Genomic DNA, 22,312 nt, shown 5'->3' with positions numbered 1-22,312 from the left:
TTGCGAGATTTTGCCATTTCTGCCGCCAAATCGGCTTCTTTTTGGGTCCGTACCCCAAGTAACCTCTAGCCTACCTGATCGACAAGCCACCAGCCACCGATCAGGAACGCCTCCGCGGCAAGAACGCCGACAATGACCTTCTGCCGCGACGCGAGGAACGCCGCGAATCCGGCGCTGGATGCGGCAACGCGCAGCCACATCGGCGTTTCGCTCAGGACGCCCTGCGGAAACAGGATCAGCTTGGAGATCAGGCCGGCAACCAGCGCAGTGGCAACGCAGCGCACCCAGATCAGCAATTCGCTGTCTTCGCGGAGCCGCCCACTGGCAAACACCCCGATCCAGCGCCAGACATCCGTCGCAAACCATCCGGCCACCAGGATCATCACATAGGGCCACCACCAGGTGTCGTGGACAAGGGCCTCGGTCATGACAGCCCCTTCCGGTAGATCTTCATGCCGAAAAAGGCCGCTGTCCCGCCGATCAGCCCGGTCCACAACAGGTCAAGGCCCGGCAGGTACAGATAGACAACCGGTCCCAGCACGAGCCCGACCACCATCGCCGCCTTGTCCACGTTGAGCCGCGCAGCCCCCCACAGCGAGCACAGGAAATAGACCGGCGTCACCAGGACCAGCGCACCGGCGACAACATCCGGCAACCGTTCCACGGCCATGTAGGCGATGCCTGTCATGCAGAAAACAAAACTCGTGACGCCGGACCCAAACCCGGAAAAATACGGCAGACGCGCCGCGCGCGGCAGCTCCGGCAAGGTGCGCATGGCGAACACCCAGGCCGTGACCGCCACGAAATGCGAGGCGATCAAAAGGTGCCAGGTTCTGGTCTTCCCCGGCACCTTGACCATCGGCATAAGCGCCATGGTCATCGGCATCAGACGGACGGAAGCCAGGGCAACGGCAATGGCCGCCGGCACCAGTCCCATGCCGGACGTGAGGGCGCCGGTGAGAACCACGATGGACGGCAAGGCCCAGATGAGGCCGGTCATGGCCAGCGTTTCGCCAAGCGACAAGCCGGTCTCGCGCGCCAGTCCTGCAAATCCGACAAAGGCCGCCGTCAGGATCAGGGCCGGTATCGAAATCGACGCACGCATACCCAAGAAGAACCACTCTCTCCCGGTTCGCGCCGGAAGCTCAGGCGGGGGCGTTTGCGCAGTTCCTTCAGGAACGGTCATGGGAGGGGCACTCGAGACTCAAAGATAATAAGGAAGCCTTACATTTTTCCGTACAACGAGTCCAGACCGCCGCCAATCACACAAGGGAATTCCGCAGCGCCGGAGAACATTTATCCTTTGTCAACGATGGCGGCACCAACCCACAACCCCTGCCCGCATTTTGCCAAATTCACCACACTAGATTGAAGCCGAGAAGTGACAATCAGAGGGTTCCAAGGTGGCGGGAAATGTCTTGATCAAGACTCTGTTTTGCACGGCACTTCTGCTGGCTCCGCGCAGTGCGGAAGCAGAGGAACCGGTATTGATACCAAGTTGCGGAGGTGCGTTCGAACTATGTGGCTATATCGAATGGGGTTCTCGAAAACAAAGAATTCCAAACACTTTTCAGGATGCAGGCCAGTTCAGTGAGGGTCTCGCCACTGTCAGGGTCGACGGAAAATACGGCTATATCGACCGAACCGGCGAAATGGTGATCACCCCCCGCTACGATCTTGCAGGGCGTTTCAAAGACGGACAGGCAGAGGTCTTGGTCGGCCCGTTGGCCGGTGTGATCGGCCGCGGCGGGAATTTTGTCGTCGAACCCCGGTTCGGGCGCGTCTACCATTTCTCAAGCGACACGCTTCTCGTTACCGACACCCCCCGCCGCCCCAATGTCGAGATGGCGTATCAGCTTAACTGGGGACCGGAGTTGTACCAGGAATTCACTGACGGTGTCGGTCTCTACCACATCGAAAATGGCTGGTTTTCGGACAAACGCTACTACGTCGAAAAATTTGACGACTTTTCCAGGGGCCTGATCTGGGCTTCCGAAAACAGGCTCAGGGAAGCCAGATACGGATTGCTGCGATCCGACGGCACATGGCAGGTCACGCCACGATACCGTTCGGTTTCACAGCTATCCAATGGCCTTGCCGTCGTGCAGGGTTTTCCGGACAAGGACGGCGAACCCGCCCTTTATGGCGCTGTGGACGACACCGGGAAACTGATCATACCGTTGGAGTTCGGGAAAATATCCGGTTGGTCGGAACAGTTCGCGCGCGTCCGCCACCCCAGAGAGAACGACAGGTTCGGGGTCATTTCGCGGAACGGCGCCCTTCTGTCCGGTCGGTACTTCGATGGCGTCTCAATTCCTAAAGACGGCCGCCTTCCACGTGTTCTTGAAAAAGGCCGGTGGCACAGTCTCACCCCGGCCGGAGAACTCGTGACCGACGAGCGGCACGGATTTGTGCACCTGACCTGCCCGGGCGGACTGAAACTGTTCGAACAACACGGGTTCCTTGCCGTCTCGCATCCGAGAATCCCGAAACCTCTGGTGACCGGACAGGCAATCAGAAACTATTTGTATTCCAGCCGCGATTGCGAGAAACACCTTTCGCTCAGGTTCGGCAAGGATCAGTACAAGGTCATCAGCCAGGATGGCCTGGTGCTTCCGCCGACGGGCTGGTTCGACGGCGATGTTTACTTTGGTCTGGAAGCAGCCATCGTCTCGCTGAAGGGCAAGGCGGGCGTCATCAACAAGGCGGGCGAATACATCATTCCGCCGATCTACGACCACATTGCTTGGGAACTGTCAAAAAAGCTGGTCGCCACCAAGGAAAACGACGGGGCGAAGACGCCGCCGATATACCGCGTCAATCTGGACAAGCGCACATTCTGGATCGATTCCGAGAACAACGAAATCGAGGTCTTTCAGGAACCGCCGTCCCGGGCGGAGCGGGAAAAAATTCTGACCTGCGGAAAGGTTCTGAAACGATTCGAGGAAAACGGGCTCTGGGGCATGAAAGGACCGGACGGCGAAACACTGATCGAACCGAGATACCTTGCCCTGACCTGTTACCAGCGCGGCCTCGCATGGGGCGTGCCGCGCGATCAGAACCAGTGGTGCCCGATAGCCCCGGACGGGAGCGAAACGGACCGTTCCCGTTGCCGGGACTACGTTAAGGTCACGGGCGTTCTAAGGGGCCGTCCGGAGGAACTTTCCAGAGACCCGTTTCTCAACAGCCTTCTGTGGCTGCGCGCGCAACTCGACTACGCCCAGGGCAAACGCCCTGTCCGGCCGCGCGCATTGGGCAGTCTCTACTGACGGCAGCCGGTCGGCATCAGACCGACCGCGTCAACCCGCCATCAATCCGGATGTTTTGACCGGTGATGTAGGCGGCCGCGTCGCTGGCCAGGTAGGAAATCAGGCCGGAGACCTCATCGGATCGGCCATAGCGGCCCATCGGGATACGCGCGCGCCGGCCGTCCTTTTCCGGAAGACTGTCGATGAAACCGGGAAGAATGTTGTTCATCCGCACGTTCTGCGCGGCGAACTTGTCGGAAAAGAGCTTGGTGTAGCTTGCAAGACCCGCCCGGAACACGCCGGATGTCGGGAACATGGGATCGGGCTCGAACACGGCGAAGGTCGAGATGTTGAGGATCGTTCCGCCGCCCTGTTCCGCCATGATCGGCGCAACCAGCCGGCTTGGACGGATCACATTCAGCAGGTAGTAATCCATGCCCCTGTGCCAGTCCTCATCGGAAATATCGAGGATATCACCCTTGGGACCATGTCCCGCGGAATTCACAAGAACATCAACTCGGCCATATTCTTCGACGGATTTTTCAACAAACAACTTCAAGTCTTCGGGTTCAAGGTTTGACCCGGTAAACCCGACACCGCCAAGCTCCTCCGCGAGAGCTTCTCCCTTTCCGGATGACGACAGGATCGCGACATTGAAACCGTCTGCGGCAAGACGGCGCGCAGCGTCCGCGCCCATTCCGGAACCGCCTGCGGTGACAAGGGCAACTTTTTTCTCGGTCATGTCCGACTCCTTTTGTTGCCCACAAACTAGAGCATTTTCCGACCAATTTGGATCATTTGACCGAGGCCCTTTTTCGCGCTGGCGAGACGGTTCGCGCGCCGCGGTGTTGCCCACCACAAGGGCGGACCAACGATGCAAGAGCGTAAAAGGGCCCGGCCAATCTTAATGCTTGTCGCTTGAATGCGTTCCACAACGGGTGAGGATATCCAGCCCCTCGGCTGCGTTGTGCCACTTGCACGATGCACCGCATCGCGCTTCGTAACCCGCCTGGCCGAATGAACCGAATATCCTCATCAAATGAACCAAATTGGTCGGAAAATGCTCTAGGAGTTGGTGAGCGGAGCCACAAACAAAATTACCGGGTGGAATCGGTGACTGGCGGGAATTGCCAGTGTGTCATTCAACAAAAAGCCCCGGACGAGGTCCGGGGCTTTGACTTGTTTCTGTCGCCGATCAGTCTGCCAGCGGTACCTTTGGTACGAGGCTCTTCTTGGAAGATCCGCCCTTGCCGCCGCCGGACGACTTTGACTGCTTTGCCGCCGTCGCTTTCGCGGCCGGTTTGCGGCGCCGTTTCGGCTTGGGCTTGGCTTCCGTCTTGGCTTTCGGTTTGGGCGGAGAGGCCCGCTCCTCGACGCTTTCAAGCAACAGCCCGTTGCTGTCCTCGGAGACGGACACCTTGACCATGCCGCCCTTCTTGAGCTTGCCGAACAGAACCTCGTCGGCAAGCGGTCGCTTGATGTGCTCCTGGATGATCCGCCCGAGCGGCCTTGCGCCCATCTGGTTGTCGTAGCCTTTTGTCGCCAGCCATTTGACGGCATCGTCGGTCAGCTCGAAGGTCACGTTCCGGTCTGCGAGCTGCACTTCCAGCTGCATGACAAACTTTTCGACAACCTTGTAGACCACTTCCATCGGCAGGTTGCCGAACGGAATGATCGCATCGAGACGGTTCCGGAACTCGGGCGTGAACAGCTTGTTGATTGCTTCCGTATCGTCGCCCTCACGCTTGATGCGATTGAAGCCGACCGGCATCTTCGCCATGTCCGAAGCACCGGCATTCGTCGTCATGATCAGGATGACATTGCGGAAGTCGACCTGCTTGCCGTTGTGATCGGTGAGCTTGCCGTGGTCCATGACCTGCAACAGGATGTTGAACAGGTCCGGATGCGCCTTCTCGATCTCGTCGAGCAGGAGCACGCAATGCGGATGCTGGTCGACGCCGTCGGTCAGCAGGCCGCCCTGGTCGAAGCCGACATATCCGGGAGGCGCGCCGATCAGGCGGGACACCGTGTGCCGCTCCATGTATTCGGACATGTCGAAGCGGATAAGCTCCACACCGAGCGAAGACGCCAGCTGCCGGGCAACTTCCGTCTTGCCGACACCGGTCGGACCGGAGAATAGGTAGCTGCCGATCGGCTTGTCCGGTTCGCGCAGACCTGCACGGGCAAGCTTGATGGCGGATGCCAGCGTCTCGATGGCCGAATCCTGGCCGTAGACGACGCGCTTCAGGTCCTTGCCGAGATTCTCCAGCACTTCCGCGTCATCCTTGGAAACGGATTTCGGCGGGATGCGTGCCATCGTGGCAATCGTGTTTTCGATTTCCTTGACGCCGATCGTCTTGCGCCGGCGTGCCTCGGGCACGAGCATCTGCGATGCCCCTGTCTCGTCGAGTACGTCGATCGCCTTGTCGGGCAACTTGCGGTCCGAGATGTACTTCGCCGACAGTTCCACCGCCGTCTTGATGGCGTCGTTGGTGTAGCGGACCTTGTGGAAGTCCTCGAAGTAGGGCTTCAGGCCTTTCAGGATATCGATCGCGTCCGGAATCGTCGGCTCGTTGACGTCGATCTTCTGGAACCGGCGCACCAGTGCCCGGTCCTTTTCGAAGAACTGCCGGTATTCCTTGTAGGTGGTCGAGCCGATGCAGCGGATCGCGCCGGACGCAAGTGCGGGTTTCAACAGGTTCGAAGCGTCCATTGCGCCGCCCGATGTGGCACCTGCGCCGATCACCGTATGGATCTCGTCAATGAACATCACGGCGCCCGGGAAATCCTCGATTTCCTTGACGACCTGTTTCAAACGCTCCTCGAAGTCACCGCGGTAGCGTGTTCCGGCGAGCAGAGCACCCATGTCGAGCGAGAAGATGGTGGCGTCCATGAGCACGTCCGGCACGTCCTCGTTGACGATCCGGTGTGCGAGCCCTTCGGCGATCGCCGTCTTGCCGACCCCGGGGTCGCCGACAAACAGGGGATTGTTTTTCGACCGGCGGCACAGGATCTGGATGGTGCGCTGAATCTCGCTGTCGCGCCCGATCAGCGGATCGATCTTGCCGCTGGTCGCCTTGTCATTCAGGTTGACGCAATAGGCTTCGAGCGCATCGGTTTTCTGGCTGGACTTCTTCTCCCCTTCGGAGCCCGGCAGGATATCTTCCTCTTCGGCACCATCGACCGGGCGCGCTTCCGACATGCCCGGGCGTTTCGCGATACCGTGGGAAATGTAATTGACCGCGTCGTAACGGGTCATGTCCTGGTCCTGAAGGAAATAGGCCGCGTGGCTTTCGCGTTCGGCGAAGATCGCGACAAGCACGTTGGCGCCCGTCACTTCTTCGCGTCCGGAGGACTGAACGTGGATGACCGCGCGCTGGATCACCCGTTGGAAGCCAGCCGTCGGCTTGGAATCCTCGTCGCTGTCGGTGACGAGATTGTCCAGCTCCGTCTCGATGTATTCGAGAAGGTTCCGGCGGATCGTGTCCAGATCGACGTTGCAGGCGCGCATGACGGCCGCCGCGTCCTGGTCATCAAGCAAGGCCAGAAGCAGGTGCTCCAGCGTTGCGTATTCCTGCTGCCGTTCATTTGCGAAAGCAAGAGCCTGATGAAGAGCTTTTTCAAGACTGCGTGAGAAGGAAGGCACGTAGATTGGTCCTCACTTTTTTTCCATGACGCATTGCAGAGGGTGCTGATGCTTGCGCGCGAAGTCCATCACCTGGGTCACCTTGGTTTCGGCGACTTCGTAGGAGAATACACCGCATTCCCCGACACCGTGGTGATGAACATGCAACATGATGCGGGTCGCTTCCTCCCGGTTCTTCTGGAAGAAGCTTTCCACGACGTGGATGACAAACTCCATGGGAGTATAGTCGTCATTCAAGAGCAGCACGCGATAGAGATTGGGCCGCTTGGTGACTGTTTTTGTCCGGGTAACGACAACCGTTCCGGTGTCGCCGCCGTCGTTGTCACGATCGGAGCCCGATGACATTGCCGTATCTATCGCCTCACTCATTCCGGCATTTACCAGTAATCATTTCTCGTGACAGGCGCCGAATGGCGCGCTGTCCGGCCACGGGTACCCACGGCATCTTTCCGTGGATGTTGGATCTTCGTTGATAATCCTGCCGCGCAAGCGGCGCTTGCGCAATGGTCGATTTCATCAAGATTTAGGTGAACGCCTCTTTTGGGACAGGAGCGTCCCCGTCATTCAGGAATGTAGGTGCCTGAAATTCGAATAAAAGATGCGGATGCCACACAATTCGGTGTCAATGGAATTTCACTTGTGCGCGGTGTTCGAAAATTGGGTAAATCTGTGCATATAAAACAAAAACCCGGCTGCAGTCAGCCGGGTTCTCATATCACTCCGTCGTAATACGGAATATGTGCTGGCTTATTTCGCCATCTTGCCGAGCACACCTTCGTAAGGCTTGTAGGCGTCTTTGGACATGTCGGTGACCATTTCACCGAGCTTTGTCATTTCGCCGACAAAACCTTCGTAGGTGGTTTTGACATAATCGGCCTGGGCTTCGAAAGCCTTGTCCAGAGACTTGGACGCAACCAGCTTTTCGACAGCAGCAGTGCCTTCTTCGAAGGACTTCTTCTGGTAGTCGGCAACTTCAGCCGCAATCGCCTGGAAACCTTTGCTCATGGAACCGAAGGATTCCATCGCCATGTCCATGTTGTCTTTGCTCAACTTCTGCAAGTCATCAAAGTTGTTCATCATTTCACTGACCTCATCCAGCGGACCGGATCCAGAAGCCTTTTGGCGTGGCTTGATAAGACGTCCGGTGCGCGTATAGCGTTACCTATAGGAAAGGGTTCGTAATGCACTGCACAATAACTGTCAAGATTATTTTGCATTGCAACAACAACTCTTACGAGAATTTAATGCCACCTATCCCATAAAGGGAATCGCATCATCGAGACTCAATTGCCGATTGCACGTCGACCGGAAAATCAGAATTCATGACTTGAAGAATATCCCGCAAGGAGTTTGAATAGTGCACGACCGAGTGCTAATCATCACAGCTGCATGATCCGCAGATTAACAATTAATTTTCTATTTTTACTATTGAGGAGAGAATAAGAATAAGCAACATTTGATATTAATTGGAAATTAACAAATAAAATTGAATTTAACGAAGCATTAACTCTAACGAAAAACTACAAAACACAGTGGTTTTTCTGCAATTCATTTACACATTCGTAACCGTGATTCCATCAAATAAACCGGACATCACGGAGCATCGCGCTGGATCGCAGGGAGGAAGATTCAGCCAGCAATTCTCCAGACTGAAATATGTGACCCGGATTGGGATTGTAACAGTGTTTGGTATGCGTTCTTTTCGCATTGTTCGGTCGATGGCTCGGATCGGCAAAATTCTCGCTCTCAGCACGTTGGTGCTTGCATTGCCGGCAACGGCGAATGCCAACCCGAAATATGCGGGAATCGTCGTCGATGCCAAAACGGGCAAGACCCTTTACGCGTCGTCGGCCGACGCGTATCGCTACCCGGCCTCCCTCACCAAAATCATGACGCTCTATGTCGTTTTCGAAGAGCTCGAGGCGGGACGGCTGTCCCTGAACTCGAGATTGAAGGTTTCGAAATACGCAGCAGGCAGGCCACCATCCAAACTCGGCCTGAAACCCGGCAAGACGATCAAGGTGAAGGATGCCATCCTCGCGCTCGTGACCAAGTCGGCAAACGATGTTGCAACCGTGGTTGCCGAGAACATCGGCGGTTCGGAGAAAAAATTCGCGGAGCGCATGACGCGGACGGCGCGCGCGCTCGGAATGAAGAAGACGACGTTCCGCAACCCGCACGGTCTTCCCAACTCCGGACAACGCACGACAGCTCGCGATATGGCGACCCTTGGACGTGCGATCCAGGAACACTTTCCTCAGTACTACGGCTACTTCAAGACGCGTTCCTACAAGTATGGAGGCCGGACCTACGGCAACCACAACAAACTGCTTGGCAGCGTCAAGGGTGTGGACGGTATCAAGACAGGCTACATCCGCGCGTCGGGTTTCAATCTCGTGACATCGGTCAACCGCAACGGACGTCAGATTGTAGCCGTTGTCATGGGCGGACGTTCCGGCGCTTCCAGGAACGCGCAGATGACCAAGCTGATCGGCCGCTATCTCTCCAAGGCGAGTCGCGGCAAGAAGACCGTTCCGGCGATCGCCAAGGGCGGAGCAGCTCCGACCTTTGTCGCCTCGGCCCTCAAGTCGCCGCCGCTGCCTAAAGCCAAACCGGGCAGCCGACAGGCGCCTGCAACAGGTGCGCCGATGGTTCTGGCCTTCAACGCCGGAACCCAGAAACCCGCTGTTCCGGTTCCAGCCCCGTCCGGCGCTCCGGCGGTGACGAAAACCGTTGCGGACACCGCACCCAAGACAATCCCGGGCTTCGGTGAAGCCGTCCCGGTCCCGCCGAAGTTGGTCAAACAGCGGTTTGACGAAACCTTTGCGGTTGCGACCGCTTTGCCGCCGATCCCGCGTGAGAGCCCCGGGCTTGACCTGACGACGAACTCGACCGGCAACAAGGCCCTGCTGGCGGCGGCGAGAGGCGCAGCGGCAAAGACAGCCGGCAGCGCACTGGCACGCGACAACAGCCAGGTTCCCGCCAAGACGATCACCGTCGAAACGGTGCGGATCGAGACCGTCCCGGCGCCCGAAGCCGTCGAAGCCCCTCAGGCGATTGCAATCGCTTCGGCGACGGCAGCTCCGCAGGTCGAGCCGGAAACGCGCGGAGACAGTGTGACCGTGGCCACCAGCGACAGGCCCGATATCGAACCGGGCTGGCAGGTTCAGATCGCTGCCTCGGAAACGGAGAACCAGGCCGTCGCTCTTCTGAAGAAGGCAAAGGCCAGAACCGGCGCGGCGCTGCGTGGACGCTCGCCTTACACCGAACCCGTCGATGCCAACGGAACAACGCTCTATCGGGCACGGTTCGTCGGCTTCGAAAACAAGACTGCAGCCCGCAGGGCCTGCAGAACCCTCAAAAAGGCAAAATTCGCCTGCTTCGCCATCTATCAGTAACAGCGTAACGGATGTCTTCAATGTCTTCTGAGAAGCGTGTCTTTAGCCTCGTTGATTTTCGCCGCGAGGAAACCGGATCCCCCCTTGTCGGGATGAACGCGCAGCATAAGCCTGCGGTGCGCGGCTCGAATTTCCGCGTCCCCGGCATCGGGAGAAAGCCCCAGGATCTCGTAGGCCTCCTCATCTGTCATGGGGCCAGAGCTCGCCGGGCTTCCCTGCCCCTCTGTTCCATCCGACTCGAAGTGTTCACGCCATCCGGAAAACCGGCGGTCGAGATAAGCTTCGATTAATTTCAGGCTCTGGTCGTCCTGCAGACATTCCTGCCAGAAGGCATGAAGCTGTTCTTCCGTAAGGTCGTCGAGATTGCGGCCCTGAAGGCTGCCGGTCAGAACAACGCCGGTCATCTCACCGGTATCATGATCCAGCTCCATCTCGATCATTGCCGTCCTCACCCGCGATCGTTGACCGGACGATTTGTTGGGCTTGTATGTTCCGGTCAGTCCGCCCAGTCCCGCCAGTCCGAGCAGTGACAGGCCGAAGCCGATCGTCGGAATGGCGAACATGAACCTCCCGGTCACGAGAAAAACAGCCCCGAGCAGCAGCAACGCGACGCCGCCCAAGGTGCGCACCTTGCGGGCAAGGTCCGCCGGGTTCGCCTGAACAAAGCTGCGGGCGCCGAAAACGACGGCCGCAAGCAGGACCAATCCAAAGAGAAAATAGAACATCAGCCAGGCTTGATTTGCTGCAACAGCAGACGGGCGCCCTGCCCGCCTTTCTTTTCAAGCGCCTGAAGCGCCTTGTGCCCACCAGTTGCAAATACCGCGACCGCTTTCAAGAGCTCGGCAAGCTGCTGCGCAGAACCGGCGTCAAACGGGCAATACGCCCCTTTCGTCAAACGCGCCATTTCGCGGAAGGCCTGCTCGGCGACGGCGTCGCGTCCTTCCTGGAACAAGAACATGGGCACGCCGAGCAAGCCGAGCTGACCGGCCTTGTCGCAGAGCATGTCCACATCTTCCTCCATGCAGTCGCCGACATAGACAACCGCTGCGATTTTCTCATCCGACGCGGACTGGAGCGCGGCGGAGAGGACCTTGCCGATCTGTGTGCGCCCGCCCTGGACGGAGATCCGGCTCATCGCACGCGCAAGCTCATCACTCCGTTCGAACCATCTCGATGCCCTGCATTCGCCAAAGCCGCGGAAATAGACAAGCTTGATTTTCAGCCCGCCGATCTTGCCCGCTTCCTGGAACATTTCCGCCTGGATGTGACAGGCCCTGTCCCAGGTCGGCTGGCGGCTCATCGTGGCATCCAGGGCAAAAATCAGGCGCCCGCCGCTCCCCGGCTGGGGCTTGATTGTCTTCGCTTTTTCCAGAAAAGCGGAAACATCATCAACGGTGGACGGGCTTTGCGAGCCCTGCCTGAGAGGTGTTTCCACCATACCGTCTTTGGATTTTGCCATCCTGCCTGTTCCCTGCCTCGCTCGCTCTCCAAGAAAGTGGGCATGCGAGCGCTTCTTGGCAAGTTTATCCGACTTCCCAGGGGTATGACCTAGAGCAGACACAGCTCAACGAGGTCGCGCCGCATTGCGTCCGGGATAGCGCGCGTGTCGCCGGTGGAGCGCATGTCCTCGGGGGCATCTTCCGGCTTCAGATAGCGCCAGCCCTGGAAAGGTCTTCTGGGCTGGTAGCGCGTTAGGATCAACCGCGGTTCAAGCACCAGGTCGCACCGCTTGATGCCGCCTTCATCGGTGAAGGGACGAATGTCGACGAGGTGCTGCCGGACCTGGATCTTGCCCTTGATGACCCAATATAGCGATCCGCCGTCAAGCAGGTCATCCCTGCGGGTTGGAACCATCCGCGTGGTATGCGTGGTCACTTCCTCCCGCCCGGCGCACCTGGCCTGCTCGACGCGGTAGTCGACCCACGCCTGCAGAGATTCCGCGCTGTCCGCCCCCACACATAATTTCACCAGATTTAACGTCATCCTTCTGAACTAGCAGGCCTGCTCCCGACGTCAAGCCAACCCGCCGAAACTCGGTGGATTGTGCACAGGCGCGCACAGCAAATCCTTGCACCCCACACCGAACAGGGGTCTCATTATGTCTATGGACGTGTTTGTAACCGGCGGCACCGGGACAATCGGCGCAGCCGTCGTGAAAAACCTGATCTCGAAAGGATGCCGCGTCATTGCGCTTGCGCGCTCCGAGGCTTCCGCGGACAGGTTGCGCGCACTCGGGGCAAGCGCGTTCCCCGGCGATCTGAAAAATCCGGAAAGCTGGGTTGAAAGAGCCGCCTCCTGCGATGCCGTCGTGCACGCGGGAGCCACATTCACCGACGACATGGGACGAATTGACCGCCTGTCCATGCTTTCGCTGAAACAGGCCGCAAAGCACAGGAAGCAGCCGCTGAAACTTGTTTATACCGGCGGTATCTGGTTGTTCCCCTCTACCACCGGATCGCAGGCAATCACCGAGAAGACGGCATTTGCCCCCATTCCGGCGTTCCGCTTCATGGCGGAAACGATCCGCACCCTGTCTCACGGGACCGATCTCAATCTCGTGGTCATTCATCCCGCGCTGGTCTGCAGTCTGACGGAGGGGCCCATTGCCCGGATGACACAGGCCCTCAGGGACGGCGTGCCCTTCCGGACGAGCGCCGGGCCGGAAACCATGTGGCCCCTTGTCGAAGCAAATGATCTGGCGTCGCTCTACAGCCTTGCGCTCCAGCACGCCCGCTTCAGAATGACGCTTCTGGCAAGCTCCGTGCCGGGCATTTCCGTCGGACACCTGGCGTCGCACATCTCCGCCCGTCACGGCGCACCGCTGGAAATCGAGACAGCCGGGACCGGGACCGATCAGAATCAGCAAACCGACTTCGACGCGGGCTACGCGCTGTCGCAACGGGTCGACACCGCGCACACCCGGCGCACCGTCGGCTGGGAGCCGGAATTCGCCACCATAGAGGATCTCGTCGTTTCTCTTTCCCGTTAACGGCGCATGTCAAAACGGGCCAAGTGAGACCGATCCGGGACAAGGCTTTTTCAACCTGTCGCCCATATCATGCGGACAACCAATTCACGGGATGCCACATGAAACGACTTGCGGCCTTTTTTCTGGTTCTGACGATCACGCTCGGATCTGTCCCCGCCTGCGCGGAGTGGGCCGAAGGTGCGTTTTCCATGGTCAATACGGCTGCATTCTCGGAACGGAACGGTCAAAGAACGTCTCTTGACCTGGAACGGCAGTCTGCCGAGGCCATCATTGACTTTCAGACGGGAGATCGGCTTGGCCTGACGATAGGCGGCACGAAAATCGTGCTTTACCCCGTTTCAGGCGGCCTTGCAGGCCTGACCTGGAACCCGCAAGGGGTCAGCCTCCTTCACGAGAAGGATATCAAGGCGCTCAATCATCCCCTCTTGCCGGGAGAAGTCCCGGCGTGGGGAGCCGATATGGCCTGGCCGGGATTGGGCGTTGCAAGGCTGGTGCTCGTTCCCCTGGGTGCGGATGCCTATGTCGGTTTCCTGATCAGTCATCCGCAGGACAGGAAAGTCGTTCGGCAAATGGAGTTCAGACGGGTTCCCGGCCCCAGGGACAGACCTGACTAGGATACCTGCTCGTTTTTTTGCGGAGCGGAATCAAAAAAGGCGTGGTCACTGACCACACCTTTCATTCGGTTACGCGACCGGCGTCTTACTGTGCGACGGCGACGGCGTTGTTCGCGCTTTCCACATCATTGAAGAGAAGGATCATAGTCAAAGCGAGACCTACCGCAGCGACAGTCCAGAGAGTGACGCTCCAACAGGATTTCTGCACGTTTTCGTCCATTCAAGCCCTACACTTTTTTGCGGCGCCGATCCCCTGCATTTTCAAATGTGGCGCCATTGGGGCGACGAAGTAAACGAACCTTTACCAATTCGCAAGCGCAAAAAAGGTGCAGCTGCCAACCGATTTTTGCAGAGCAGAATTCCTTTCATTTTTTCAGCTGCTTATGCTTATTTGGGTTCGTTGTGCCCAACAGAAAGTTTCACCATGCATGCTCTTTCGAACCTGGATATCGCTGCCGCTGTCTGGTTTCTTGTCGCCTGGTTCGGTTTCAACCTCGTCGTCGATGTCACCTCATTGAGGCACAAGACGCTGTCCAGCGCGATGGATGACTACCGGCGTGAATGGATGCTCTCCATGTGCGACCGCGAGGTGCGCATCATGGACACCGCCATCATGTCCGGATTGCAGCAGGGAACGGCGTTTTTCGCCTCGACGGCGCTTCTGGCGATCGGCGGCGGGTTTGCGCTTCTGGAGGCGACGGACCGGATTGTACAGATTACCGGCGATCTTTCGATCCCGGTGGAAAGCAGCAGAGCCCTGTGGGAAATCAAGGTGCTCGGCCTCATGCTCATTTTTGCATATGGGTTTTTCAAGTTCGGCTGGGCGTACAGGCTATTCAACTATGCCAGCATCGTCATGGGCGCGGTGCCCGAGCACGGCAGGGCCAACCGGGAAGACGTCCGCAAAATGGCACGCAAGGCCGCAGAGCTGAATGTTCTGGCCGGGCGGCATTTCAACCGCGGCCAGAGAGCCCTGTTTTTTGCGATCGGATTTCTGGGCTGGTTCGCGGGACCCTATGTCTTTGCGGCCTGCACGCTTGCCGTCCTGCTGGTTCTCCTGCGGCGTCAGTTCGCCTCGCGCGCAAGAGCAGCCGTGCTCTCCGGGCAATACCCGAGCTTGCTGTCATCGGACAAGTCCGGAGAATAGACGGAAACCGGATCATCGAAGCCTTTCACCCGGTAGCGGCCGTATAGACCCGACCGGCAGCCCATGATGTCAGAAAGCGCGTCGGAGACGAGCACCTCGCGATGCAGGTCTTTCGCAAGCTCGGCGATCCGTGCGGCCAGGTTGACCACCGGGCCGACGACCGTGAAATCAAGGCGTGTCTCGCTGCCGACATTGCCGTAAAAGACGTCGCCGGCATGAAGCGCGATCCCGACACTCAGATCCGGTGTGACCGCACAGGTATTGCTCGTATTGATCGTCTCGATCCGCTTGAGCGTTTCCCGTGCCGCAAGCAGCGCCCTCCTGGCCGCATCGCGCGCTTCCTCTTCCGTTTCGTACGGGAAGATTGCCATCACCTCGTCGCCGATGAACTTGAGCACCTCGCCGCCATGTGCCTCGACAGCCGCCGTCATCGCCCCGAAATACTTGTTGAGGAACGACACGATCATGTCGGCGGGAAGCGTGTTGGAAAGCCGGGTGAACCCGCGGATGTCGGCGAAACTGACAACCGCCTTGATGGTCTCGCCCTGTCCGCGGCGGGTGGTTCCGTCGAGAACCTTCGAGCCCGCGCGCCGGCCCACATAGGTATCGAGAACCGTTTCTGCGGTCCGGCGCAACGTCTTGAGCTCGCACACGAGCCCCAGGGGCCGGACGATCGAATCGAACACGCCGATATGCGTTTTGGTGAAGCCTGCGGGTGCCTTCGTGGCGAATGTCACGACCTTGACCGAGCCGTCGGAAAACGGCATCGGCAGCGCGATATAGTCTGTGTAGCCCTCATCGCGCAGTTCGAGCGTGATCGGGAACTCCTCTGCCTGGTCAGGCGCTTCCGCGAGCCTGACGCGCACAGGTCTGACGGTCTCGTGTACGCGCTTGATGGGACTGGACTGATAGTCTTCGTCCGAGCTGTTCTCGGCCGTGTAGAGACGCAGCTCGCGTGTTCCTTCACTTGTCCAGACGGAGCCTTCCGCCCTGACATTCGGATGAACGACCCAGATCCCGGTGGTTGCCCTGTCCACCGGCACATGTCCGTCGCGAAGACGGACGGCCATTTCACTGACCACTTCCAAGGTGTCGTTGAGATACGACGCGTCGCTATAAAGCCATTGCACAACGTCTGCCGCGACAAGCGGTGCTTCCAGGACCATCTGCCCAAGCCCTTTTGTTCCCTGAGATATCCCTGATATGGTGCGTCGCAACGCAAAGTGAAAGAGGCAAAATACGGACAGCGTTAATCTTTTGCCGGTTTTCCTTCCTCCGGCCCGGGCAAGAGCACAGGTGTGCGCCCCGTGATCCGGTAAACGAGAAGTCCGAGCCATTCCCTGAATGCCAGGTCAAAGCGCCGCAATCCCTTCGAGGCGCCGGAAAAGCCAAGCCCCCTGTCCTCGATCCCACGCGTCCTGTAGTCGACCGGATAAGCGGTGACACCGGTCCAGCCGGCCTGCTCAAAAACGCCCATGGCCCTCGGCATGTGATAGGCAGACGTCACCAGAAGCCAGGTCTGTCCGGGTTGCGGATCTATCAGCTTTTTGGTCAGCACGGCGTTTTGCCAGGTGTTTCTCGACGCGTCTTCCAGAACGACCCGATCCGGTGCTATGCCGAAATCCTCGAACAGTCTTGCAGCCCCCTCGGCTTCCGTCGCCTGGGACTGGATGATGACGCCTTTGCCGCCGGTATGAACAACGCGCGCATCCGGCAGCGCTGCAGCAAGCCGCGCCGCGATCGTGATTCTCTCGCCTGATGTCGTGAGTGCCGTATCGCCCCGGCCGCCGGTCACGATCGTATCGACGGCCCCGCCCAGAACGATGATCCCGTCGTAGGATCTGGTCACGTCCGGCCGCGGAAACCGGTCCTCGAGGGGAAGAATGAGCCAGTTCGCCGCCGGCGAGAGGCCACATACCGCCAATCCGAACACAGCCAGCCAGACCAGACGTATCCCGGTCACCGGCCACCGGTTGAAGCTCTTGAGCACCAGACCAATCAGCGCGACCGCGATCAGGAGATTCGACGGCTGCATGAAAAAATAGCCGATCTTTGCAATGTAAAAGAACACTCCGGCAGTCCAACCTTGGTTTTTCGCATTTGAAATCTAGCTTCGGATCGCGATTCCGCGAAGCGGACCTGTTGTTTCCGCGCATCCGGATGAGACTGTTTTCCATAACTAAAACAAGAGTGTGGCGGGTGGCTCCGGAAATTCGTTTCACAGTGGTTTCAAAAAAAGATCGAATAAGGATGTTCTGGAAAAAACAAAATAAGCCAAACACTTAAGTTCCAAGCTGGCGGAACGGATCTGTAAATCAATTGTCACACTTTACAGCGAAAGTGCAGTCGATTTCCTGGTTTGACATGAAGTGAAACGATGAGAATCGGCCACGGGTTTTCCCCTGCAATGATTGTCGTTTTTCACAAAGGCGATAACCGTGATCGAGGTCACAGGGGCGTGAGCAGAAGTGAGGCATGCTGTGTGTGTTGAACCAAGACACAGTCGAGGGTAGCCAAATGACACTCTATTTGAAACTCGGTGGACGCGAAGCGATGGTGAAGGCAATGCCGCGTTTGCGTGCCAGACTTGAACAGGATCCCTGTTTCGACCTCTCGCGGCTCCAGAAGGAATTCGAGCGCGCGGAAGACTTCACGGAATTCCTCATCTTCCTGGTTGGCGGTGCTCCGTTCTACGACGGCAAGCCGATCTGTGAACTTCTGTCCCCGATTTGCACATGCAAGGAGGTTTACGAGCGGTTCGTCGATCATCTGGTCATGGTGCTGTTCGCGGGAAAAAGAAGCGAAGACGATGAATCAGATCTCCGTGACCTGATGAAAACCCTGCGTCCGCAGGTTCTCGATCCGAGGCCGGTCGACCCGATCATGGTCTACTCGGTGGAACAGGAATTGATCAGCGCCTGATCCTGAAATCCAGGTTTTCAAACAAAAACGCCGGCGACAAAGCACCGGCGTTTTGTTTTGCAAGTCCGAAAAGTGTCAGCCCAGCTCTTGCACGCTGGTGACAACCTTCCCCACAAGACCATATTCGATACCCTCTTCGGGGCTCATCCAGTAGTCCCGGTCCGTGTCTTTCTCGATCCGGTCGATCGGCTGGCCGGTCGCATCGGCGAAGATCTTGTTCAACCGGTCCCGCATCTTGATGATTTCCTTGGCCTGGATCTCGATGTCGGTTGCCATGCCGCCGGCGCCGCCGGACGGTTGGTGCAGCAGGAACCGTGTATTCGGCGTACAGAAACGGTTTTCCTTGGGCACCGATACGTAGATGAGCGCGCCGGCGCTGGCCACCCAGCCCATGCCGAGAATGCGGACTTCCGGCGCAATGAACTTGATGGTGTCGTGGATCATGTCGCCGGATTCGACGTGACCGCCGGGCGAGGAAACGATCACGGTGATCGGGTCGTTGGAAACCTGCGCCAAGGCGAGCATCCGCGCGCACACGTCGCGCGCCATGTCCTGGGTGACCGGACCGGTGATCAGCACCGTGCGGGCTTCGAACAGATGCTTGTCGACCTGGATCGAAGGCTGGCTCTTGGGTTTGTCATCTTCATCGTCGTCAAGACGTGCTGGCACATTCGTTGAGTAGTTTTTCATGCGCAGGATTACGCTCCCTTTGCTGTTGAGCCGGCTGGACCGACAGTATCTGGCAGATTCGCGGGCATTCACCCCGCGCCTGTTTTGACCATGTGTATGCGAACAAACGACCGCTCGCAAACCTTGAAAGCCTGAATAGACCGAAAAGAGTTATCAATCTGGGAACATCGCCGCATTACGCTGCTCATTTACCGTGACGCGGGCTTTCGTCAACGTCGTCATTCCTGTGCCCGACCAAAAAATGCCATACGAGGAGAAAGGCGAACGGCAGCGAGGGCCACACGAACCAAAGGGCCGAAAGTCCCGTTGTCAGGAGGTTCAAGACGAAGAAAAAGCCGATCAGAAGAAAACACATCCGCACGCGCCTGGGCTGCATCCGCAACCAGCGACGCGCCTGCTCGAAGCCGTTGGCAACCGCCTGGGTGTCCTTGTCCCATTGCGGATGGCTGTCTGCCCGGGTCTCCGGCTCCGCGTCCCCTGGATCCATGACAGGTTCGGCCGGCGCGTTGCGCCCTCCGAGCCGCACCGCGTAGGTCTCGACCGGTTCGCTGACATTCTTGACGACCTGTGGCCCGAGCGGTTCGAACCCGAGCGCCACTTTCGCCTTCACCTGATCGTAGACGGATTGCGACAGCATGATACCGCCGCGCGGAGCCAGTTCCTGCAGCCGCGCCGCGACGTTGACACCCTCGCCGTAAATGTCGTCTCCCTCGACCATGATATCGCCGAGATTGATCCCGACACGAAATTCCATGCGGTTCATTTCCGGAAGATCGGCGTTTCTGAGCGTCAGCTCGTTCTGAATGTCGACGGCGCACTGGACCGCCTCGATCACGGACGTGAATTCTATGATGACGGCGTCGCCCCAGGTGTTCACTATCCGGCCATTATGCCGCTCCGTCAGGGAAGACATGACCTCCCGATACGCGCGCAGCCTGTCCAGCGTGCCGTCTTCGTCCCGCTCCATGAGTTTGGAATATTGTGCAACATCCGCGCACATGATCGCCGACAGACGCCGCTTGACCCGTTGCATGTTCGAAACCCCTGAGACCTACAGCTAAGGAATGGGAAGCCGGGAAGCAAATTGCAAGGAAAAACCAGCCACCGACACGATCCGCAGCCCTGCCCTACGAGCTGTTTTGCGCCAGGTTCCGCAGGGCATCCAGTGCATCGTCTGCCCTGTCGGCCGGAACGAATACGTGGTCATGAAAATAGGCCGCCACGACATTGGCGGAAATCCCCTCTTTCGTGAGGGCAGCGGCAATGGCAGCCGTCAGGCCGACCGCCTCGAGGGAGGAATGCACGGTCAGCGTGATCCTGCGGAACCACTCCGCATCCGCCAGCCCTAACTCCCGCGCCCGTTCGACCGGCAGGATCGCCGTTGTGCCCTCGGTTTCGGCGAAGAGGCCGATCGCACCATAGTCGACCAGATCCTGAAATGTCCGGTTCGCGAATGTGCAGAAGACATACGGTTCCGGATCGAGCATGGGGCGCATCTGCGCGATCAGGGTATGCAGGTCGGTTTCGCCGGTCATTCCGTTTCCATTTCAGAAATTGGCTGCGACAACAGGAGCAGTATCTGACTGTAACAGTCTCCACTCGAAAACTCGAACGGCCGGCAGTGCTGGATATTTCGGAAACCTACGCCCCTCGTCGACCGAACCCGCCACTACCGCCGCGCGCTGGATGTGGTCTCGGTATCGACCTCCCAGGTGTCTGCACGTGCGGTGACCGGCTCGAATGAGCAGGAACACCCGGTTGCGCCACACGTCCGCCGCCGCCAGGCAAATTCCTGAGGATGCCGCATATCCCGACATAGATGAACGCAATCCGCCAGACGAAGAACCAGATATATTCCAGGGGCCCGTCGACATACCGGGCCAGAACCAGCGTTTCAGGGGACCCGGGCACATATCTGAAGATCGGTCTGAAGGGGGCTTCCGGCGTCGCCCGCTCCTGCCTTTCCCTGAGACTGCCGCCGTAGGAATAGCCGACATGCAGGGTTTGCTGGTGCGACCTTCCATCCGTGCCGTCGTAGCGGACAGTCACGAAAAAGCGCGGCCGCCCGGCATCGGGGCTGTCAGGATCTTTCTTGATCGACATGAGTTCACCCTCGACATCGACGCCGAGAAAAACCATCTGAAACGAACTCGAAAAATTGAACGCACTCCCGACCAGACCGGCCCCGGCAATGAAAATGCCGAAGAGAAACACGCCGATCGAAGCCCATTGTCCGGCAACAGAATCCGCACGTCCTTCATCAGCTTCCGGCAAGCCGGCAATGACCCGTTTGAACAGCCCGCGCGCGCCGATCACGAAAAGCCCCACTCCGGCGGCTAACATGCCCACACCCGTTAAGGTTGGCTTCAGGAGAAGCCATGGGTCGCCCTCAAAGGACTGACCGGTATACTTGCCCGCCTCCTGCATGAGACGCACCTGAGGCAAACTGGAGTCACCGGTAAACATCTCATAGATAAAATAAAACGCCACAAGACTCGTAATCGCCCAATAAACGAGTATCCCGCCGATCAAAACGCCGGCTAGTCCTGCCAGAATATCAATGCCGTATCTTAAAGCCCGGTCCATCGCACCCTCCAATGAAGATGCGCAACTCTAACGAGCAGAAGTTTAACCGTCTCCAAAGAGCGATGGTTAACTTTCGAATATCCGGCCGGTCACTTCATTTCTTTGCCGCAAGCGCCATGTTGCACAGCATCTCGAACATGATCGACACGCCCAGGAAGGCAGTCGCACCTGCCTGGTCGAAGGGCGGCGAGACCTCGACGAGATCGGCCCCGACAATGTTCACCCCTTCCAGCAGCCTCGCAACCTGCAAGGCCTGGAACGAATTCGGCCCGCCGACCTCCGGAGTTCCGGTTCCCGGCGCAAACGCCGGGTCGACAAAGTCGATATCATAGGAAACATAGGTGTCCTGCGAGCCGGCGATCTCTCTCGCCTCGACCATGACGTCCTCGGGACCACGCGCATGGAACTCTTCAATGGGAACGACCCGGATGCCGACACTGTCCGCAAAGTCCCTGTCTTCACTGTCATAGGCGGTGCCGCGAATACCGATCTGAATGACCCTTTTGGGATCGAGGAGGCCTTCCTCAACCGCGCGCCTGAACGGCGTGCCATGGGTGTATTGCATGCCGCCGAAATAGCTCTTGAACAGATCCGTGTGACTGTCGAAGTGGATCATCCCAAGCGGTCCGTCCTTCGCGAGCGCGCGCAGGATCGGAAGGGAACACAGGTGGTCTCCGCCGGCGGTAAGCGGTCGGATGCCCTGTTCACGGACCCGGTCGTAAAACGAGGTCATGCGCGTGAGGCTGTTATCGACGCTCGCCGGGTTCGGCCCGACATCCCCCAGATCGGCGCAGTTTGTCAGCTCGAAGGGACGCACGCCGGTTGCTCCGTTCTGGGCGCGGATCATCGTCGACATGTCCCGCAATTGCCTGGGTCCGTGGCGCGGACCCGGCCGGTTGGTGGTTCCGCCGTCCCACGGTGCTCCGATCAGGCCGATCTCGACCTCGGCTATCTTCGCGTCATCGAGCGCTACATGCGGCAACCTCATGAATGTCGGAACCCCGGCAAATCGAGGTAAATCGAACCCGGATACCGGGTGGAAAAACGGATCGGTCATGAGGTCGGCCTGAGG

22 protein-coding genes and 1 pseudogene are annotated in these 22,312 nt (G+C 58.5%); 7 read left to right on the top strand and 16 right to left on the bottom strand.

The features are described 5' to 3' along the window. Positions 1-65: 65 nt before the first annotated feature. On the bottom strand, positions 66-428 hold the full coding sequence (locus tag ACO08A_RS23745; protein WP_422038361.1) for an AzlD domain-containing protein: 363 nt from the start codon (positions 426-428) through the stop codon (positions 66-68). Then, positions 425-1,105, bottom strand: a complete 681-nt coding sequence (locus ACO08A_RS23740) for an AzlC family ABC transporter permease (protein ID WP_422038360.1) — start codon at positions 1,103-1,105, stop codon at positions 425-427. Before ACO08A_RS23740 ends, ACO08A_RS23745 begins: the two co-directional genes overlap by 4 nt. Positions 1,106-1,403: 298 nt before the next feature. Between ACO08A_RS23740 and ACO08A_RS23735 the strand changes: the two are divergent. Next, positions 1,404-1,595: pseudogene (locus ACO08A_RS23735) on the top strand (hypothetical protein); the annotation flags it as partial. Between the two features lie 57 nt (positions 1,596-1,652). After that, on the top strand, positions 1,653-3,269 hold the full coding sequence (locus ACO08A_RS23730) for a WG repeat-containing protein (protein WP_422041799.1): 1,617 nt from the start codon (positions 1,653-1,655) through the stop codon (positions 3,267-3,269). Positions 3,270-3,285: 16 nt separating this feature from the next. Here ACO08A_RS23730 and ACO08A_RS23725 read toward each other — a convergent pair whose 3' ends face one another. The 4 genes from ACO08A_RS23725 to ACO08A_RS23710 all read right to left on the bottom strand — a co-directional run bounded on the left by ACO08A_RS23725 (position 3,286) and on the right by ACO08A_RS23710 (position 7,974). Next, positions 3,286-3,990 (bottom strand): SDR family oxidoreductase, encoded by a 705-nt coding sequence (locus ACO08A_RS23725; protein ID WP_422038359.1) that lies wholly within the window; start codon positions 3,988-3,990, stop codon positions 3,286-3,288. Between the two features lie 453 nt (positions 3,991-4,443). After that, positions 4,444-6,894 carry an ATP-dependent Clp protease ATP-binding subunit ClpA gene (gene clpA / locus ACO08A_RS23720; protein ID WP_422038358.1) on the bottom strand — a complete coding sequence of 817 codons (2,451 nt, stop codon included), beginning with the start codon at positions 6,892-6,894 and terminating at the stop codon, positions 4,444-4,446. Between the two features lie 12 nt (positions 6,895-6,906). Continuing rightward, positions 6,907-7,239, bottom strand: coding sequence for an ATP-dependent Clp protease adapter ClpS (gene clpS / locus ACO08A_RS23715; RefSeq protein ID WP_421984482.1), 333 nt, complete (start codon positions 7,237-7,239; stop codon positions 6,907-6,909). Between the two features lie 402 nt (positions 7,240-7,641). Continuing rightward, the gene (locus ACO08A_RS23710) at positions 7,642-7,974 is read right to left on the bottom strand and encodes a phasin family protein (RefSeq protein WP_421984483.1); all 333 of its coding nucleotides are present in this window, start codon (positions 7,972-7,974) and stop codon (positions 7,642-7,644) included. Between the two features lie 638 nt (positions 7,975-8,612). Here ACO08A_RS23710 and ACO08A_RS23705 point away from each other — a divergent pair. Further along, positions 8,613-10,292, top strand: a complete 1,680-nt coding sequence (locus ACO08A_RS23705; protein ID WP_422038357.1) for a serine hydrolase — start codon at positions 8,613-8,615, stop codon at positions 10,290-10,292. A gap of 17 nt (positions 10,293-10,309) precedes the next feature. Here ACO08A_RS23705 and ACO08A_RS23700 read toward each other — a convergent pair whose 3' ends face one another. The 3 genes from ACO08A_RS23700 to ACO08A_RS23690 form a co-directional block, all read right to left on the bottom strand. Beyond that, positions 10,310-11,017 (bottom strand): DnaJ domain-containing protein, encoded by a 708-nt coding sequence (locus ACO08A_RS23700; RefSeq protein ID WP_422038356.1) that lies wholly within the window; start codon positions 11,015-11,017, stop codon positions 10,310-10,312. After that, positions 11,017-11,751: a VWA domain-containing protein gene (locus tag ACO08A_RS23695; RefSeq protein WP_422038355.1), complete on the bottom strand. Its 735-nt coding sequence runs from the start codon at positions 11,749-11,751 to the stop codon at positions 11,017-11,019. The genes ACO08A_RS23700 and ACO08A_RS23695 overlap by 1 nt, the downstream gene beginning before the upstream one ends. Before the next feature lie 89 nt (positions 11,752-11,840). After that, complete coding sequence (locus tag ACO08A_RS23690) at positions 11,841-12,275, bottom strand: DUF1489 family protein (protein ID WP_422038354.1); 435 nt, start codon at positions 12,273-12,275, stop codon at positions 11,841-11,843. Positions 12,276-12,390: 115 nt separating this feature from the next. Between ACO08A_RS23690 and ACO08A_RS23685 the strand changes: the two genes are divergently transcribed. The 3 genes from ACO08A_RS23685 (at position 12,391) to ACO08A_RS23675 (ending at position 15,042) form a co-directional block, all read left to right on the top strand. Next, complete coding sequence (locus ACO08A_RS23685) at positions 12,391-13,281, top strand: SDR family NAD(P)-dependent oxidoreductase (protein ID WP_422038353.1); 891 nt, start codon at positions 12,391-12,393, stop codon at positions 13,279-13,281. A gap of 98 nt (positions 13,282-13,379) precedes the next feature. Then, the gene (locus tag ACO08A_RS23680) at positions 13,380-13,895 is read left to right on the top strand and encodes a hypothetical protein (RefSeq protein ID WP_422038351.1); all 516 of its coding nucleotides are present in this window, start codon (positions 13,380-13,382) and stop codon (positions 13,893-13,895) included. Between the two features lie 424 nt (positions 13,896-14,319). Continuing rightward, positions 14,320-15,042, top strand: a complete 723-nt coding sequence (locus tag ACO08A_RS23675) for a DUF599 domain-containing protein (RefSeq protein ID WP_422038350.1) — start codon at positions 14,320-14,322, stop codon at positions 15,040-15,042. On the opposite strand, the gene ACO08A_RS23670 is transcribed toward ACO08A_RS23675, so the two are convergent. Together ACO08A_RS23670 and ACO08A_RS23665 are read right to left on the bottom strand one after the other, a co-directional pair. Beyond that, positions 14,961-16,208: an adenylate/guanylate cyclase domain-containing protein gene (locus ACO08A_RS23670; RefSeq protein ID WP_422038349.1), complete on the bottom strand. Its 1,248-nt coding sequence runs from the start codon at positions 16,206-16,208 to the stop codon at positions 14,961-14,963. The genes ACO08A_RS23675 and ACO08A_RS23670 overlap by 82 nt on opposite strands. A gap of 83 nt (positions 16,209-16,291) precedes the next feature. Continuing rightward, on the bottom strand, positions 16,292-17,113 hold the full coding sequence (locus ACO08A_RS23665) for a YdcF family protein (protein WP_422038348.1): 822 nt from the start codon (positions 17,111-17,113) through the stop codon (positions 16,292-16,294). A gap of 446 nt (positions 17,114-17,559) precedes the next feature. Here ACO08A_RS23665 and ACO08A_RS23660 point away from each other — a divergent pair, with 446 nt between their 5' ends. Beyond that, complete coding sequence (locus ACO08A_RS23660) at positions 17,560-17,964, top strand: Clp protease ClpP (protein WP_422038347.1); 405 nt, start codon at positions 17,560-17,562, stop codon at positions 17,962-17,964. A 75-nt stretch (positions 17,965-18,039) separates the two neighbouring features. Here ACO08A_RS23660 and ACO08A_RS23655 read toward each other — a convergent pair whose 3' ends face one another. The 5 genes from ACO08A_RS23655 to ACO08A_RS23635 all read right to left on the bottom strand — a co-directional run bounded on the left by ACO08A_RS23655 (position 18,040) and on the right by ACO08A_RS23635 (position 22,297). Next, positions 18,040-18,654 (bottom strand): ATP-dependent Clp protease proteolytic subunit, encoded by a 615-nt coding sequence (locus tag ACO08A_RS23655; protein WP_422038346.1) that lies wholly within the window; start codon positions 18,652-18,654, stop codon positions 18,040-18,042. 184 nt (positions 18,655-18,838) lie between these two features. Further along, positions 18,839-19,687, bottom strand: a complete 849-nt coding sequence (locus tag ACO08A_RS23650) for an adenylate/guanylate cyclase domain-containing protein (protein WP_422038345.1) — start codon at positions 19,685-19,687, stop codon at positions 18,839-18,841. A gap of 94 nt (positions 19,688-19,781) precedes the next feature. Continuing rightward, entirely contained in the window at positions 19,782-20,189 is a 408-nt protein-coding gene (locus tag ACO08A_RS23645; RefSeq protein WP_422038344.1) for an ACT domain-containing protein, read from the bottom strand. A gap of 106 nt (positions 20,190-20,295) precedes the next feature. Next, the gene (locus tag ACO08A_RS23640; protein ID WP_422038343.1) at positions 20,296-20,997 is read right to left on the bottom strand and encodes a hypothetical protein; all 702 of its coding nucleotides are present in this window, start codon (positions 20,995-20,997) and stop codon (positions 20,296-20,298) included. 337 nt (positions 20,998-21,334) lie between these two features. Next, a complete protein-coding gene (locus tag ACO08A_RS23635; protein WP_422038342.1) occupies positions 21,335-22,297 on the bottom strand; it encodes an agmatinase in 963 nt (320 codons plus the stop codon). Positions 22,298-22,312 lie beyond the last annotated feature (15 nt).

The organism is Roseibium sp. (assembly GCF_965232425.1).
Taxonomy (GTDB): Bacteria; Pseudomonadota; Alphaproteobacteria; order Rhizobiales; family Stappiaceae; genus Roseibium.
This window is presented reverse-complemented; position numbering and strand designations above follow the sequence as displayed.

Excerpts from the sequence above, each read along its gene's own strand:
- ACO08A_RS23745 (WP_422038361.1), bottom strand. The coding sequence starts at position 428 with ATGACCGAGGCCCTTGTCCACGACACCTGGTGGTGGCCCTATGTGATG.
- ACO08A_RS23740 (WP_422038360.1), bottom strand. The coding sequence starts at position 1,105 with ATGCGTGCGTCGATTTCGATACCGGCCCTGATCCTGACGGCGGCCTTT.
- ACO08A_RS23730 (WP_422041799.1), top strand. The coding sequence starts at position 1,653 with ATGGTGATCACCCCCCGCTACGATCTTGCAGGGCGTTTCAAAGACGGA.
- ACO08A_RS23725 (WP_422038359.1), bottom strand. The coding sequence starts at position 3,990 with ATGACCGAGAAAAAAGTTGCCCTTGTCACCGCAGGCGGTTCCGGAATG.
- clpS (WP_421984482.1), bottom strand. The coding sequence starts at position 7,239 with ATGTCATCGGGCTCCGATCGTGACAACGACGGCGGCGACACCGGAACG.
- ACO08A_RS23710 (WP_421984483.1), bottom strand. The coding sequence starts at position 7,974 with ATGATGAACAACTTTGATGACTTGCAGAAGTTGAGCAAAGACAACATG.
- ACO08A_RS23705 (WP_422038357.1), top strand. The coding sequence starts at position 8,613 with ATGGCTCGGATCGGCAAAATTCTCGCTCTCAGCACGTTGGTGCTTGCA.
- ACO08A_RS23700 (WP_422038356.1), bottom strand. The coding sequence starts at position 11,017 with ATGTTCTATTTTCTCTTTGGATTGGTCCTGCTTGCGGCCGTCGTTTTC.
- ACO08A_RS23695 (WP_422038355.1), bottom strand. The coding sequence starts at position 11,751 with ATGGCAAAATCCAAAGACGGTATGGTGGAAACACCTCTCAGGCAGGGC.
- ACO08A_RS23690 (WP_422038354.1), bottom strand. The coding sequence starts at position 12,275 with ATGACGTTAAATCTGGTGAAATTATGTGTGGGGGCGGACAGCGCGGAA.
- ACO08A_RS23685 (WP_422038353.1), top strand. The coding sequence starts at position 12,391 with ATGTCTATGGACGTGTTTGTAACCGGCGGCACCGGGACAATCGGCGCA.
- ACO08A_RS23680 (WP_422038351.1), top strand. The coding sequence starts at position 13,380 with ATGAAACGACTTGCGGCCTTTTTTCTGGTTCTGACGATCACGCTCGGA.
- ACO08A_RS23675 (WP_422038350.1), top strand. The coding sequence starts at position 14,320 with ATGCATGCTCTTTCGAACCTGGATATCGCTGCCGCTGTCTGGTTTCTT.
- ACO08A_RS23670 (WP_422038349.1), bottom strand. The coding sequence starts at position 16,208 with ATGGTCCTGGAAGCACCGCTTGTCGCGGCAGACGTTGTGCAATGGCTT.
- ACO08A_RS23660 (WP_422038347.1), top strand. The coding sequence starts at position 17,560 with ATGACACTCTATTTGAAACTCGGTGGACGCGAAGCGATGGTGAAGGCA.
- ACO08A_RS23655 (WP_422038346.1), bottom strand. The coding sequence starts at position 18,654 with ATGAAAAACTACTCAACGAATGTGCCAGCACGTCTTGACGACGATGAA.
- ACO08A_RS23650 (WP_422038345.1), bottom strand. The coding sequence starts at position 19,687 with ATGCAACGGGTCAAGCGGCGTCTGTCGGCGATCATGTGCGCGGATGTT.
- ACO08A_RS23645 (WP_422038344.1), bottom strand. The coding sequence starts at position 20,189 with ATGACCGGCGAAACCGACCTGCATACCCTGATCGCGCAGATGCGCCCC.
- ACO08A_RS23640 (WP_422038343.1), bottom strand. The coding sequence starts at position 20,997 with ATGTTAGCCGCCGGAGTGGGGCTTTTCGTGATCGGCGCGCGCGGGCTG.
- ACO08A_RS23635 (WP_422038342.1), bottom strand. The coding sequence starts at position 22,297 with ATGACCGATCCGTTTTTCCACCCGGTATCCGGGTTCGATTTACCTCGA.